Origin of the sequence: Sodalis sp. RH19, assembly GCF_047324215.1 — a bacterium.
Lineage (GTDB): Bacteria > Pseudomonadota > Gammaproteobacteria > Enterobacterales > Enterobacteriaceae > Acerihabitans.
Window position 1 is genome coordinate 4,535,467 of record NZ_CP178734.1, and the last position, 14,590, is coordinate 4,550,056.

The 14,590-nt window shown below is 52.4% G+C and carries 12 protein-coding genes; 6 read left to right on the plus strand and 6 right to left on the minus strand.

All coding sequences use genetic code 11. The annotated features are described in order from the left end of the window. Positions 1–7 precede the first annotated feature (7 nt). A complete protein-coding gene (glnG, locus tag ACL2XF_RS20430; protein ID WP_410012822.1) occupies positions 8–1,420 on the plus strand; it encodes a nitrogen regulation protein NR(I) in 1,413 nt (470 codons plus the stop codon). Between the two features lie 131 nt (positions 1,421–1,551). Further along, entirely contained in the window at positions 1,552–1,674 is a 123-nt protein-coding gene (locus ACL2XF_RS20435; protein ID WP_410012823.1) for a YshB family small membrane protein, read from the plus strand. On the opposite strand, the gene hemN is transcribed toward ACL2XF_RS20435, so the two are convergent. Together hemN and yihI are read right to left on the minus strand one after the other, a co-directional pair. Then, positions 1,675–3,048, minus strand: a complete 1,374-nt coding sequence (gene hemN, locus ACL2XF_RS20440) for an oxygen-independent coproporphyrinogen III oxidase (protein WP_413727440.1) — start codon at positions 3,046–3,048, stop codon at positions 1,675–1,677. A gap of 186 nt (positions 3,049–3,234) precedes the next feature. Continuing rightward, positions 3,235–3,768 (minus strand): Der GTPase-activating protein YihI, encoded by a 534-nt coding sequence (gene yihI / locus ACL2XF_RS20445; protein ID WP_410012825.1) that lies wholly within the window; start codon positions 3,766–3,768, stop codon positions 3,235–3,237. Between the two features lie 705 nt (positions 3,769–4,473). Between yihI and yihA the strand changes: the two genes are divergently transcribed. Next, entirely contained in the window at positions 4,474–5,091 is a 618-nt protein-coding gene (yihA, locus tag ACL2XF_RS20450; RefSeq protein ID WP_410016668.1) for a ribosome biogenesis GTP-binding protein YihA/YsxC, read from the plus strand. Between the two features lie 278 nt (positions 5,092–5,369). On the opposite strand, the gene polA is transcribed toward yihA, so the two are convergent. From polA to ACL2XF_RS20470, 4 genes are all read right to left on the minus strand, one after another. After that, positions 5,370–8,165: a DNA polymerase I gene (gene polA, locus ACL2XF_RS20455; RefSeq protein WP_410012826.1), complete on the minus strand. Its 2,796-nt coding sequence runs from the start codon at positions 8,163–8,165 to the stop codon at positions 5,370–5,372. A 457-nt stretch (positions 8,166–8,622) separates the two neighbouring features. Then, positions 8,623–9,249 (minus strand): thiol:disulfide interchange protein DsbA, encoded by a 627-nt coding sequence (dsbA, locus tag ACL2XF_RS20460; RefSeq protein WP_410012827.1) that lies wholly within the window; start codon positions 9,247–9,249, stop codon positions 8,623–8,625. A gap of 19 nt (positions 9,250–9,268) precedes the next feature. Beyond that, a complete protein-coding gene (locus tag ACL2XF_RS20465; RefSeq protein ID WP_410016669.1) occupies positions 9,269–10,255 on the minus strand; it encodes a serine/threonine protein kinase in 987 nt (328 codons plus the stop codon). 25 nt (positions 10,256–10,280) lie between these two features. Then, entirely contained in the window at positions 10,281–10,550 is a 270-nt protein-coding gene (locus ACL2XF_RS20470) for a YihD family protein (RefSeq protein WP_410016670.1), read from the minus strand. 145 nt (positions 10,551–10,695) lie between these two features. Between ACL2XF_RS20470 and mobA the strand changes: the two genes are divergently transcribed. From mobA to ACL2XF_RS20485, 3 genes are all read left to right on the plus strand, one after another. Next, positions 10,696–11,271: a molybdenum cofactor guanylyltransferase MobA gene (gene mobA, locus ACL2XF_RS20475; RefSeq protein WP_410016671.1), complete on the plus strand. Its 576-nt coding sequence runs from the start codon at positions 10,696–10,698 to the stop codon at positions 11,269–11,271. Positions 11,272–11,281: 10 nt separating this feature from the next. After that, entirely contained in the window at positions 11,282–11,815 is a 534-nt protein-coding gene (gene mobB / locus ACL2XF_RS20480) for a molybdopterin-guanine dinucleotide biosynthesis protein MobB (RefSeq protein ID WP_410012828.1), read from the plus strand. Positions 11,816–12,329: 514 nt separating this feature from the next. Next, complete coding sequence (locus ACL2XF_RS20485; protein ID WP_413727441.1) at positions 12,330–14,576, plus strand: inverse autotransporter beta domain-containing protein; 2,247 nt, start codon at positions 12,330–12,332, stop codon at positions 14,574–14,576. Positions 14,577–14,590: the final 14 nt, after the last annotated feature.

Here is a 14,590-nt window from a genome sequence, read left to right on the forward strand (position 1 = left end):
GGTCACTATGCAACGAGGGATAGTCTGGATCGTCGACGACGATAGCTCCATCCGCTGGGTGCTTGAACGCGCCCTCACTGGAGCCGGACTGACTTGCGCCACTTTTGAAGGCGGCAATGAAGTGCTGGAAGCGCTCTCCACCCAAACTCCGGACGTATTGTTATCAGATATCCGCATGCCAGGCATGGACGGCCTGGCATTACTCAAACAGATTAAACAGCGCCATCCGATGCTGCCGGTCATCATCATGACCGCACACTCCGATTTGGACGCCGCGGTCAGCGCTTACCAGCAGGGCGCGTTTGACTACCTGCCCAAGCCATTCGATATCGATGAGGCGGTGGCGCTGGTTGAGCGCGCGGTCAGCCACTATCTGGAACAGCAGCAGCCGGCGCGCGCGCAGCCGCCTAATGGCCCGACTACCGATATCATTGGTGAAGCGCCGGCCATGCAGGACGTCTTCCGCATTATCGGACGCCTGTCCCGCTCCTCCATCAGCGTCTTGATTAACGGTGAATCCGGTACCGGTAAGGAACTGGTTGCCCATGCCCTGCACCGCCATAGCCCGCGCGCCAAGGCGTCGTTTATCGCGCTGAATATGGCGGCGATTCCGAAGGATTTGATTGAATCGGAACTGTTCGGCCATGAGAAAGGCGCCTTTACCGGCGCCAATCAGGTACGCCAGGGACGTTTTGAGCAAGCGGACGGCGGTACCCTATTCCTGGACGAAATCGGCGATATGCCGCTGGATGTCCAGACCCGCCTGCTGCGCGTATTGGCGGACGGCCAGTTTTACCGGGTCGGCGGTTATGCGCCGGTCAAAGTCGACGTCAGGATTATCGCCGCCACCCATCAGAATCTGGAGGTACGGGTGCAAGAGGGCAAATTCCGCGAGGATTTGTTCCATCGCCTGAACGTTATCCGGGTGCATTTACCGCCGCTGCGGGAACGGCGGGAGGATATTCCCCGCCTGGCGCGCTATTTCCTGCAGGTGGCGGCCAAGGAGCTGGGCGTTGAACCGAAAAACCTGCATCCGGAAACCGAAACCGCGCTGACCCGCCTGCCATGGCAAGGCAATGTCCGTCAGTTGGAAAATACCTGCCGCTGGCTAACCGTCATGGCCGCCGGCCAGGAAGTGTTGATCCAGGATCTGCCGCCGGAGTTATTTGAAAGCACGGCGCCGGACGCCACGGTTCAATCATTGCCGGACAGTTGGGCCACCCTGCTGGCGCAATGGGCGGACCGCGCCCTGCGTTCCGGTCACCAGAACCTGCTTTCCGAAGCCCAGCCGGAGATGGAAAGAACCCTGCTGACCACCGCCCTGCGCCACACCCAAGGTCATAAACAGGAAGCGGCCAGGCTGCTCGGCTGGGGCCGCAATACCCTGACGCGTAAGCTAAAAGAGCTGGGCATGGAATAAAAGTCCAGGTTTTATAACCTGGCGGAATAGCGGCGTAGAAAAAAGCAAAATAACGTGCAAAACGGCGTTATTTTGCCCTTTACATCCCGATTGCAGACAGTATGATCTTGTCGCTGACCGGGAGGAAGACCATGTTAGATTCATTAATCAATTTGCTGTCCCAGGGCGCGGATATGACCGCCGCGGTGGGCCATGCACCGCAAACCGCGCTGGCCGCCATTCTTTGCGCCGCGCTGCTTAACTTTTTCAGCTGATCAAATCACCCGCGAGAACTGGTGCTGGCGCGATTTAGTGCGCAGGTAAACGTCAAAGCACATGCAAATGTTGCGGATCAGCAGGCGACCTTTGGCCGTGACCGTAATCGCCCGGTCGGCCACAGCCACCAGCCCGTCGCGCTCCAGGGGCCGCAGCAGGGCGATGTCATCGGCGAAATACTCGTTAAAAACGATGCCATAGCGGCTTTCCAGCACATTAAAATCGATATAAAACTGACAAATCAACGCTTTGATCACATCACGCCGCAGACAGTCGTCTTCCGACAGCGCCACGCCGCGCCATAAGCCGTTGCCCTGGCGCGCAACGCTTGCCACATAGCTTTTCATCTCTTTCTGGTTCTGCGCATAACTATCCCCGATCATACTTATCGCCGAGATACCCAGCCCCAACAAATCACAGTCGCCCTGGGTGGTATAGCCCTGGAAATTGCGATGCAGCTTGCCGGCGCGCTGCGCCAGGGCTAATTCGTCGTCGGGGCGCGCAAAGTGATCCATGCCGATAAACTGGTAGCCCGCGTCGCATAACGCAGCAATGGAATACTGTAAAATGTCCATTTTCTGCGCGGCATCGGGTAAATCAGCGGTGTTAATTTTTCGCTGGGCGGCAAACAGCGCCGGCATATGCGCATAATTGAATACGCTCAGGCGCTGGGGGTTAAGCGTTATCACCCGTTCCAGGGTATGCCGGAAGCTTGCCAGCGTCTGGCGCGGCAACCCGTAAATCAGGTCGATATTGGTGGAAAGGAAACCCAGCGCCTTGGCGCGGCCGATCAGGTCGAAAATCAGCTGCTCGTCCTGCTCGCGGTTAACCAGCCGCTGGACCTCAGGGTTAAAATCCTGCACGCCCATGCTGATGCGGTTAAACCCTTCGCCATGCAGATGATCCATCATGTCCAGCGCGATATCGCGCGGGTCGATTTCAATGGACATTTCCGCGCCGGGGGCAAAGCGGAATTGCGCGCGCACCACCGCCACCAGGCGCGATATTTGCGCCGGCGACAAAAAGGTAGGCGTGCCGCCGCCCCAGTGCATCTGGGTAACCAGCCGGTCCTGGAACAACGGCGCCCGGCGCCGGATTTCCTGCTCGAGCACATCCAGGTAACGATCGACTTTTTCCGGCTGGCGGGTCACGATTTTATTACAGCCGCAGAAGTAACAGATCTTATGGCAAAAAGGCAGATGCAGATACAGCGACAGCGGCCGGGCGGGATAGCGCGCCACCGCCTGGAGGAAAGCCGGCTCGCCATACCCTTCGCTAAACTCCAGGGCAGTGGGGTAGGACGTGTAGCGCGGCCCGGATTGGTTATATTTTTGAATGAGGGCCGAATCCCATTCTATCGCTGGCACTGACATGGCTGCTTACTCCTTACCAAATTTACGCCGTCCCCGCCGTTTTACGGGCGCGGCCGGTTTTCGCCTGGCGACCCGGGCCAAACGTAACCGTTCTTTACGTCGCGAGAGCCGCCATAGTTTACCCAATAACCACACTAAATAACATGTCAACGGCGTCGCGATCAGCAGCAGCAGCGGGTTCAAAGATTAAAAGGAATCTTTCTGGCCGCGCTTGAGCAATTGCAGCATATCTTCATTTTTGGCGTCGTCGTCTTCATCATCTTCAATCTCAATGCCCAGTTGGGTCATCAGCTCATCGATGCGATCCAGCGTCTTATCCACATAGGCCTGTTCGGGCGCCGACAGTTCTTTGCCTTGCTCCAAACGTTGCAATAATTCATCCAGGCGTTCGTCGTTTTCCAGATTCTCCAGTTCCACTTCCGGCAGGATAGCGGTGGTGACGGGAATAACGATGTCCGGCGCCACCGGTTTTTTTACCGTGGGGCCGTCGGCGAGAAGCGGCACGGGTTTTTTGCTGCCGATGCGGCGATCGGGGGCGTGCGCCTGAGTATTACGGCTCCCGCTTTTATTACCTTCCTGCGCCCGCGAGCCGGAAGCCAGGCCGCGCCGTTTTTTCTGACGCTGGCGGGCGCGCCCTTCGGTATTCAACTCTTCGCGGCTTTTGCGCTTGTTCTTGGCGACGACGGGTTTACCGCGCCCGCCTTTTGCTGATGGATTCATGTTGTCTGCTCTGTCGTAAGTGTCATTAAGTATGGAATTGCGGCGAAATCTATCAGAAACCCTGCCAATAAAAAAGGTGGCAGTTAATCTGCCACCATAAAGTAAAGGTGCTTCGCGAGAAAAACAGTCCCCACGGCAATGAACCTGACGGTCCACATCCTGTGTATCGGGTCGTCGCTGCGATGATGTTTTATTCTACGCTATACGAAGCGGATTGGTTAGGGTGTATTCCCTTACGCGCTCATCCTGAGCAGAATTCATCCCTGGGAAAGGTAGGAAAAGGGCTTTGTGCCGGGCTAAAGCGGAGCACTGGGCCAAGTATGGCGCTTTGCGCTCTGCAAAGTGCCACTTTCAGGCGCTCCATGCCTTGTCTGCTAATGTAGCCTAATGAGCTTTACCCGCAATACGCTCCGCGCGCGCCAACGGGCTCTTGTTAACGCGATGATTATTTAACGTTATGATTTATAATTAATTAATTCTAATTTAAACGAGAATGCTTAGTGAGTAGCGAGCCGATCTCTTACAAAGACAAAATGCCGATTACTCACGTGAACCGGCCTGGTTGTTCACATCGGGCCATAACAATGGCGGCGGCGCGGTTGCGGATAAAGATAAAAACCGCTTTTTAGCGTTTACCCCGTATAATTGGCGGCAATAAGTCATCCCGAGGGAGAGGAAAATTTGATCACCTCATACAACTACCATATGACGCATTTTGTCATGAGCGCTCCCGATATCCGCCATTTGCCCGCGGATACCGGCATCGAAGTCGCGTTTGCCGGGCGCTCCAACGCCGGCAAGTCCAGCGCCCTGAATACCCTGACCAATCAAAAAAGCCTGGCCAGGACCAGTAAAACGCCCGGACGCACACAGCTCATCAATCTGTTCGAGGTCGAGCCGGAAATACGCCTGGTGGATCTGCCGGGCTATGGCTACGCCGAAGTGCCTGAAGAAATGAAACGTAAGTGGCAGCGCGCCCTGGGCGAATACCTGCAAAAGCGCCATAGTTTAAAAGGGTTGGTGGTACTGATGGATATCCGCCATCCGATGAAAGACCTGGATCAGCAAATGGTGCAGTGGGCCGTTGGGGTGGATATCCCGGTCCTGGTGCTGCTGACCAAATCCGATAAACTGGCTTCCGGCGCGTGCAAAGCCCAGTTGAACCTGGTGCGGGAAGCCGCGGCGGCTTTTGAGGGAGATATACAGGTGGAAGCGTTTTCGTCGCTGAAAAAAACCGGCGTCGACAAGCTGCGCCTTAAGCTGGACACCTGGTTCAGTGAAACCCCGCCGGCGACGGATGAAGAACCGCCGTATACGGAATAACCCGCGGCGCCGGGATGGCGCACAATAAAAAACGCCCCAGCCAATAATGACTGGGGCGGCTAATATTTAGCCAAATCCGATTACGTGAAGTAAAAGGTCTGAAAGATAGAACATCTTACCTCTGTACCCTACATCTGTAACTTTACATCAAATTATCGCTGTGCAAAAGAATTTTTTGTAGTTTAATTTCACTTTTTTGGTGTTCCCAGCGCCATAATCCCAGCCCAAATCACCTTTTTATGTAGCTTAATTACGAAAAATGCTTAGTGTATCGCCACTTAGTGCGCTTGATCCCAATTTTCCCCCATACCCACATCGACCCGCAACGGCACATCCAGGGCGAAACAGCCTTCCATCAGGGATTTGATGCGCGGCGTGGCCGACTCCACGGCGTCACGCCGCACCTCGAACACCAGTTCATCGTGGACCTGCATAATCATGCGCACCTCCGGCCGGTCTTTTTGCAGCCAGGCGTCAATGGCGATCATCGCGCGTTTGATGATATCGGCGGCGGTGCCCTGCATGGGGGCGTTTATCGCCGCGCGCTCGGCGGCTTTTTTGCGCGTCCCGTTACGGGAATGGATATCTGGCAGATACAACCGGCGGCCGTCGAGGGTGGAAACATAGCCCTGTTCCTCTGCCTGCCTGCGGGTACGCTCCATATATTCCAGCACGCCCGGATACCGCTCGAAGTAAAGGTTCATATAACGCTGCGCCTCCGCGCGGCCAACCGAAAGCTGGCGCGCCAGACCAAACGCGCTCATGCCGTAAATCAGGCCGAAGTTAATCGCCTTGGCGCTGCGGCGCTGCTCATTAGACACCTTCTCAAGCGCCAGGCCGAAGACTTCGGCGGCGGTGGCCCGATGTATATCCTTGCCCTCGGCGAAGGCCTTGAGCAGGCCCTGGTCGCGCGAGAGATGCGCCATGATGCGCAGTTCGATTTGCGAATAGTCCGCCGCCACGATAACGGCATCTTTCGGCGCGATAAATGCCTGCCTGATCCGCCGTCCTTCCTCATTGCGCACCGGGATATTTTGCAGGTTCGGATCGGTTGAGGACAGCCGGCCGGTGGCGGTAACCGCCTGCTGATAAGACGTATGCACGCGTTTTGAGTGCGGGTTAATCATCAGCGGCAATTTATCGGTATAGGTCGATTTCAGCTTGGCCAGGCCGCGATATTCGAGGAGAAGCTTCGGCAGCGGGTAATCCAGCGCCAGCTCCGCCAGCACCTCCTCGTTGGTCGACGGCGCGCCGCCCGGCGTTTTTTTCAAGATCGGCAGTTTCTGCTTATCATATAAAATCGCCTGCAACTGCTTGGTGGAGGAGAGATTAAAGGCTTCCCCCGCCAGTTCATGCGCCTCGGTTTCCAGCTCGCCCAACCGTTTCGTCAGCTCAACCGAATGTGCAGCCAGGATCTTCTCGTCGATCAATACCCCGGTACGCTCAATGCGCGACAGCACCGGCACCAGCGGCATTTCGATTTCCTCGAAGACCTTTTTCAGGCCGTCCTCGCGCTCAATCTGCGGCCAGAGTTTTTCATGCAGCCGCAGCGTCACGTCCACATCCTCAGCGGCATAGGGGCCCGCCTGCTCCAGAGCGATTTGATTGAAGGTCAGCTGGTTTTTGCCTTTGCCGGCAATGTCTTCAAAGGTCACCGTGGTGTGTTTCAGGAAACGATCGGCCATGCTATCCATATCATGACGGCCCGACACGCTGTTAAGCACATAGGATTCAAGCATGGTGTCAAAGGCGATGCCGGCCAGTTCGATATCATAACGTTGCAACACGCCGCGATCGAATTTCAGGTTCTGGCCGATTTTGCGAATGGCCGGGTCTTCAAGCACCGGTTTCAGCAGCCTGAGCACGTCGTCGCGATTTAGCTGGTCCGGCGCGTCGAGATAATCGTGGCCCACCGGCAAATAAGCGGCGTCGCCGGGGACAATGGCGAAAGAAAGCCCGATCAGGTTGGCGCTCAGGGTATCCAGACTGTCGGTTTCGGTATCGAAGGTGAACTGCCCCGCCTGTTTTATCCGCTCTATCCAGCTGTTGAGGTCCGCCAGCGCGTAGATGACCTGGTAACCCTCCTGGGAAAGCTGCACCGCCTCCTCAACATCCTCATCGGCCTGGGCCGGCGGGGCATTAAACGGGGTGCGCGCGACGGGAGCCGAGCTGATGCGGCCTTGCAGCCATTTGCCCGCTTCCAAATCCGCCAGCCAGCGTTTGAATTCGTATTTCTTGAACAGCAGCAGCAATGCCGCCGCGTCGGGTTCGGTCACGATGAGCTTATCGAAAGGCAAATCAAGCGGCACATCGGTCTTAATCGTCGCCAATTGATAAGATAAATACGCCAGCTCTTTATTTTGTTCCAGCTTTGGCGCCAACGTCTTGGCGCCGCGAAATGGCAACCCGCCCACGCTTGCCAGGTCGCTGTAAATATTATCCAGGCTACCCAGTCCCTGCAGCAGCGCCTGGGCGGTTTTCTCGCCTACGCCCGGCACACCCGGAATGTTATCCGAACTGTCGCCCATTAACGCCAGGTAATCAATTATCAGTTCCGGTGGAACACCGAATTTTTCCCGCACTTCCTCCGGCCCGAGAATGGTGTTGGACATAGTATTGATAAGCGTAATCGTCGGCGATACCAGCTGCGCCATATCTTTATCGCCGGTGCTGATCAGAACTTCGCGGCCGGTACGCGCCGCCTCGAGCGCCAGCGTGCCAATCACATCGTCCGCCTCGACGCCGGATACCGCCAGCAAGGGTAATCCCATCGCCTTGACCATGCTGTGCAGCGGCTCGATTTGGCTGCGCAAATCATCCGGCATCGAGGGGCGGTGAGCTTTGTAGTGTTCGAACAATTCGTCGCGAAAAGTTTTACCCTTGGCGTCGAACACCACCGCCACATGACTGGGCTTATACTGCGTGAGCAGGCTTTTCAGCATATTCAACACGCCGTACATGGCGCCGGTCGGTTCTCCCGCGCTATTGGTTAACGGCGGAAAGGCGTGGTAGGCACGATAGAGATAGGAGGAACCATCAACCAGGATTAACGGATTGTCTGCAATATGAGCCATAGCGTAATTCGATCTTTTTAGTCAGCCATCATAGGGGGTAGCATGCCACAGCTGGCCGCCTGAGACGAATGTTTGCGTAGCAAAAGGACGATAAAAAAACTGGCGATTGGACTTGATCCGCGCGATCGTGCTGTGGATAACTTTGTGAGTAAAAAAAACCGCTAATATGTTTATATCTTTAATAACGTTGAGATTTACAAAAAAACCTTTTTTTATCAGTGCGTTATGGGTATTTTTTCACTAATCCCATATTTATCAGTAGCATTTCGCGTTTGTGGATATAACCCGCCGCTTAAAGTCCTGCATAAAATGATAAGCGCTTTTGGCTAAAAAAGGATATACACAAATCCTCCAGACCGACAGGCGCAACGCGGGAAATAACTTAGTGAGGCAGGTTAATCAATTGCATAAAAAACGCCGGACATGGCCGGCGTTTTGAAGTAATACATTAAAGTATTTAATTCTGCGTTAGCAGGAATTTTACCACGTCGGCAAATTGTTTGACGTAGACATCCTTTGACGACATATCCAGACCATCGTTCTTGACCATATATTTGCCATTCACGAACATGGCTGGAACACCGCGTAATTGCAAATCGGACGCGGCTTTTTCCTGCTGGACCACCAGGGATTTGACCACAAAGCTATTCCAGGCGCCGTCATATTCCTCGCCGCTCACACCGGCCTGGATAAAGACATTACGCAGATCGGCGGGTGTTTGCACCGTCTGAGTTTTTTGAATACCGTCAAACAACAGCGGACTGACTTTGTCCTCCACGCCCAACGCCATGGCAACGGCCCAGGCCTGGGTAACCTGCTTGCCCATATCGCCGCCCAGGAAATCCACATGATATTTGATCATTTTGGTTCCTGCGGGCAAAGCCTGTTTTACGGTACTGGAAACATGGAAGTTTTGTTCAAATTCATAGCAGTGCGGGCAATAAAACGAGAAAAATTCCAATACCTGCGGCTCACCGGTCGCTGGCTTATCAAGTTGGATATATTGCTGCCCTTCGGTAAATTGCGCGGCCGAAACGCTAAACGCCAACGCGAGCCCCATAAGCGCCAACCAAATCTTCTTCATTAAGTTATTCTCCAAATGTTTAATACGTAGGCATAAGCTGTAAAGGTGGTTCATGCAATAGCTTCACCTGCTCTGTAAAGATGAGTGTTTGCTGTGACCAGAACTCAGCTTCCACCATCCAGGGGAAACTATAGGGAAATGCGGGATCGCCCCACCGCCGACTAATCCAGGCCAGGTAATAGATCATCCGCATCGCGCGTAATGGTTCTATCAACGCCAATTCGCGCGGATTAAAATCCATGAATTCACTATAAGCCTCAAGCAAAAGCGACAGCTGATATTGCTGTTCGATACGATCGCCATTAAGCAGCATCCAAAGATCCTGAACCGCGGGTCCGTTTCTGGCATCATCCAGGTCAACAAACATCGGACCGTCCCGCCACATAATATTACCCGCATGCAGATCGCCATGCAGACGCAGCGGACGCCATTGCGTCGTCCAACATAACTTAACTTCGGCTATTAGGGTGTCAACGGATTGTAAAAAAGCGGTTTTTTGTTTGCCCGCGATAAGCGTGCTGCGTTCAAATTCACGCCTTGGCTCATACAGATACTCATCCAGGCCGATAGTCGGACGGGTAGTGAAGCATTTATCGCCGTTATTGCGATGGATACGTCCGATAAAACGCCCCACCCATTCAAGCTGTTCGTCATTATCCTGTTCAAATTGCCTGCCGCCGACGCTTGGAAATACGGCAAAATGAAAGCCTTCATGCTGCAAAAGCGTGGATCCATTGATAAGCATCGGCGGCACCACCGGGATTTCCGCCTCGTTCAATCCCAATGAAAGCTCATGTTCCTCAAGGATCTGCTCAACCGACCAGCGCTCAGGTCGATAAAATTTCACCACGTAGCGTTTTCTGTCTTCATCCAGGAATTGGTAAACGCGGTTTTCGTAGCTATTGAGGGCGGTAAGCCCAGAATCTATGCGTAAACCGACGTTTTCCAGGGCATCCATTATAAGCTCCGGCATCAACGTCTTGAAATTAAATGCGGTTATATTCATAAAACGCTCATTTCGTCGCCCTTGCCTAGTCTTTAATGATGCCGCGCGCCCGCAGAATCGCGGTTTTGAAATCCTCTTCATAATCCTTTTGCAGACCCGGGATAGCTTGCGTTTTGTCGGCACCGCGCATTTTTAAGTGATAAATTAACGTATCATCCGACAAAGCGGTTAAATCACCGTCATAACCGGCCTCTTGCGCCAATTTATGCAGGAATTGCAGCAAATTCAAATCCGGCTCTTTTTGCCATGCCGGATGCAGCAGTTCGATAAGCTCATTAAGGCGGTGATATTTCATAACGCAATCCCTCTCTATAGGTCCCAGTGTTAATGTATCAAGATCCACCAGGCAGGATAAACATGATTGTTCTGTAACATGTGAAACATTGTATCTTAATATGTGAGCCTGCCTATCAATGATTAGGCTTTGGAGGAGAGTTATTATAAAAGCGGACATCACAGGCGTAATCCTGGCCGGCGGCCAAGCAACACGTATGGCCGGCAAAGACAAAGGGTTGGTTATGGTCAATCAAATCCCCCTTTATCGCTATGTCCTGGACGGCCTGGCGCCCCAGGTCGGTACCGTGCTGCTTAACGCCAACCGCAATATCGCTCTCTACCGGCAAAGCGGGTTGCGGGTTGTGAGCGATAGCATGCCCGGTTATCCCGGACCGCTTGCCGGCATGCTGGCGGGGTTACAAGCAGCGCCGACCCAATGGGTGGTGTTCGCCCCTTGCGATGTGCCGGTTTTCCCGGGGGATTTAGTGCAACGGTTATGGGATGGTAAGCGGGAAGCTCTTGCCGCCTTTGCCAGCGCAGGAGGGCGGGAACATCCGGCTTTTGCGCTGCTCCACCGGGTATTGATTTCTCAGCTGGAGGCCTTCCTGGCGCAGGGAGAACGCAAGGTAATGTTGTTTTTTAACCGCATCGCCGCCGAAAGAGTGATATTCCCGGTGAAAAACCCGAATTTCCATAATCTCAATACCCCCCTTGACGTGCAGAACTGGGTAAAAACCTAAGGACTATTTTATGTCGCATGCCGTTCCCCCTTTGTTGGCGTTTACCGCCTTCAGCGGCACTGGAAAGACCACCTTGCTGACCCAACTCATTCCCCGGCTTAACCAGGCCGGCATACGCGTGGGCATCATCAAGCACACCCATCATAACGTGGATGTCGATACACCCGGGAAAGACAGCTATGAACTGCGTAAGGCAGGCGCGAGGCAAACCATGGTGGCAAGCGAGGCGCGCTGGGCGTTGATGACCGAAACGCCGGACCTGGCGATGCCGACATTACCCTGGCTGGCCGGTCAAATGGACAGCGGGCTTATCGATGTGATCCTGGTCGAAGGGTTCAAAGACGAGCCGGTGCCTAAAATCGCCCTGTTTCGCCAGGATACCGGCAAAGAGTGGCGGCCATTGATTGACGGCCATGTCATTGCCGTGGCCTGCGACGTGCAGATTGACGTCAACCTGCCGCTGCTGGATATCAACCAACCCGATGCTATCGCGATTTTTATCGCCAACTGGCTGCGTGTACAGCAGCAGTCCGGCGTAGGTTGATTGGGCAACGCCGGCGCGAACGGCGATCCCGGACGCAGACGGATGGGGCATTGAAATCCCTTTTAAATAAGTTTTAAGAGTGGATTGGATTTTCATCACTTGCCTAAAAAAGATATTTCTTCAAATAAGTTATCAACTGTTTATATAGATTAAATTACAATCATCAGGTCAAGACGAGAATTATCATCGTTTCATTCAGATAAATCGTATTTTAAAAAATCCCAAGATGGCTTTATAACAGGCCATCGAGGGATGAGTTTATTTTTATTTATTATACTGGTCCCGGCATGCCGATGGGGGCATTTCCTTGATCGTGCCTGTTTTGCTGCTAAGCGGCCCTGAAAGGAGCGAACCTGTGTTTTAATCATAGATTAAATAATCATTAAACATGCAGTGAAGCCTGCCAGAGAAAACTGATTATTCATTCTCTTTTGATTTATAACTTCCTGCATATAAATATAATCATGTGGCAGTATTGGCAACTGCTTGAAATATTTACTTTACGGCATTATATATGATTTATACAAAATGGCACGTTACCGTTATTAGTATAGCGGCCTTGTTGGCCGGCTGTTTTTCAACTGACAAAAAAAAGGAACTTAAAAAAACCAGCACCCATAAAGGCGAAGATATTACCATCAGGGAAAAATTACCCCAACCCAATTTTAACGACCATACATTACATGAATCTTTACTATCAATCCCTTCGCTCAATGAAAACACCCTTTCCTCCAAGGACAACACGACAGCCCCGCGCGTTAAACACGGAACGCCGTCTGGCACCTCGGCAGTCAATTTGCCAATAAAACACAATTTATTGACTGGCGCCTCATTTGATTTCCTGGTGCCCTTGACAAACAGGGACGAGCGGATGCTCTTCAGCCAGCTCGGTATAAGACGGCATAATGCCAAAAGTATCATCAATATTGGTGTGGGGCAGCGTCATTTTTTCGAGAGCTGGATGCTGGGATATAACGCCTTTTACGACGCGCAAATCTCAGGCAATCATCATCAACGGGCAGGTATCGGATTTGAAGTCTGGGGAGATAATATTAAGCTTGCGGCTAACGGCTATTATCGCCTGTCGGATTGGAAAACGTCTTCATTACTCACAGGTACCAAGGAACGCGCCGCGAATGGTTTTGATCTTGTAGCGGAGACGTTTTTACCGGCATACCCCCAGGTGGGCGCCAAAGTAAAATATGAGCGCTATTTCGGCGCTGAGGTCGTAACCCTCAGCCGCAATGAACGGTATCGAAACCCCTCGGCGCTTACCGCGGGCTTGACCTATTCTCCGGTACCGCTGATTACATTTGGCGCGGATCATGCGCGTTGGAATAATGGCAAAACAGAGGGTAAAGCCAATCTTTCATTAAATTATCATTTTAATGTACCTTTAGCAAAACAGCTGGATCCGCATTATACGCCGCTGCGGCGCAGCCTGGCCGGCAGCCGATTGGATGTTGTGGCGCGTAATAATAATATTGTGCTTGAGTATCAGCGCAGGGAACAAATTCATTTCCAGCTACCCACGGAGCTGAGCGGGGTTGAAGGCGAACGGAAACACATTAATTTTAGGGTCTCGGCTAAACATGATATTAGCCGTATTGAATGGGACGACAGCGCGCTGAAGCCTGCAGGGGGTCAAATCGTTACCCTCAACAATAATGCTTACCAGGTACAATTTCCGGACTTCAGCAGCCATGGTACCAACCAGTATGTCGTCTCAGCCGTTGCGTATGATAAGCGGGGAAATGCGTCAAATCGCAGTGAGATGACCATAAACACCGAGCCCTACCCGTGGCGTCAGCTTAACGAACAAAATACCGCAGATGAGAGCAAGATGGTTATATCAACGCAGGATAATATAAATCAACCTGAGATTATCCAGCCTATAGTTAATCCGGGCGGAAATGAAAAAAAGGATATGAAGTCAGTGTCTTCACAGACAGATGATGATGGCATCCCCGATGACACTAGCGATATTAATAGTGATATGAGCGACAGAGGAAAAAATAATTCTAAGTCAGTGTCTTCACAGACAGATGATGATGGCATCCCCACTGACACTAGCGATATTAATAGTGATATGAGCGACAGAGGAAAAAAGAATTCTAAGTCAGTGTCTTCACAGACAGATGATGATGGCATCCCCACTGACGCTAGCGATATTAATAGTGATATGAGCGACAGAGGAAAAAAGAATTCTAAGTCAGTGTCTTCACAGACAGAAGATAATGGAATCGCCACTGACACTAGCGGTACCAATGGTTCGCCGCCACCGCCGCCGCCGCCACCACCGCCGCCTTTCAATAGTGAATCCAAGGAAAGGCGAATTCTCAAAAAAAGCTCTGGGCAACAACCACCGCACCGGCCGGAGATAACATTGGATGTTATTCAGAAAGCGCGGGAGGGGTTAAGAAAAGTATCGGGGCAGCCCAGTAATTTCTCGAATGAACATCATGACCAATTTGGGCGGCAACCGTCTGAGCATGATTTACTTTCTAATATTAAAGCCTCAGTGCCCCAGGTGCTTAAAAAGGATATTCCATCAAATGAGTCAAAAGATCCTTCTCACTCCGCAAAAAAACTTGATAAAACTCTTATTGAAACACTTGCTCGCCGTCGAGGACATGTAATTGGTGATAAAAATGAAGATATTGATGATAAACATAATGGTGATGAAGTTAGTACTGAGGTTATTTCCGCGACGCAGGTGGACGCTAATAAACCAATATTTTTTCAACCGATAATAGTATAAAATACGTCAGGCCA

What these genes read in the sequence shown, in the direction of transcription:
- dsbA (WP_410012827.1), bottom strand. Translation starts at nt 9,249, where the DNA reads ATGAAGAAGATTTGGTTGGCGCTTATGGGGCTCGCGTTGGCGTTTAGC.
- yihA (WP_410016668.1), top strand. Translation starts at nt 4,474, where the DNA reads ATGACGCATTTTGTCATGAGCGCTCCCGATATCCGCCATTTGCCCGCG.
- polA (WP_410012826.1), bottom strand. Translation starts at nt 8,165, where the DNA reads ATGGCTCATATTGCAGACAATCCGTTAATCCTGGTTGATGGTTCCTCC.
- ACL2XF_RS20435 (WP_410012823.1), top strand. Translation starts at nt 1,552, where the DNA reads ATGTTAGATTCATTAATCAATTTGCTGTCCCAGGGCGCGGATATGACC.
- mobB (WP_410012828.1), top strand. Translation starts at nt 11,282, where the DNA reads ATGTCGCATGCCGTTCCCCCTTTGTTGGCGTTTACCGCCTTCAGCGGC.
- ACL2XF_RS20470 (WP_410016670.1), bottom strand. Translation starts at nt 10,550, where the DNA reads ATGAAATATCACCGCCTTAATGAGCTTATCGAACTGCTGCATCCGGCA.
- yihI (WP_410012825.1), bottom strand. Translation starts at nt 3,768, where the DNA reads ATGAATCCATCAGCAAAAGGCGGGCGCGGTAAACCCGTCGTCGCCAAG.
- ACL2XF_RS20485 (WP_413727441.1), top strand. Translation starts at nt 12,330, where the DNA reads ATGATTTATACAAAATGGCACGTTACCGTTATTAGTATAGCGGCCTTG.
- glnG (WP_410012822.1), top strand. Translation starts at nt 8, where the DNA reads ATGCAACGAGGGATAGTCTGGATCGTCGACGACGATAGCTCCATCCGC.
- ACL2XF_RS20465 (WP_410016669.1), bottom strand. Translation starts at nt 10,255, where the DNA reads ATGAATATAACCGCATTTAATTTCAAGACGTTGATGCCGGAGCTTATA.
- hemN (WP_413727440.1), bottom strand. Translation starts at nt 3,048, where the DNA reads ATGTCAGTGCCAGCGATAGAATGGGATTCGGCCCTCATTCAAAAATAT.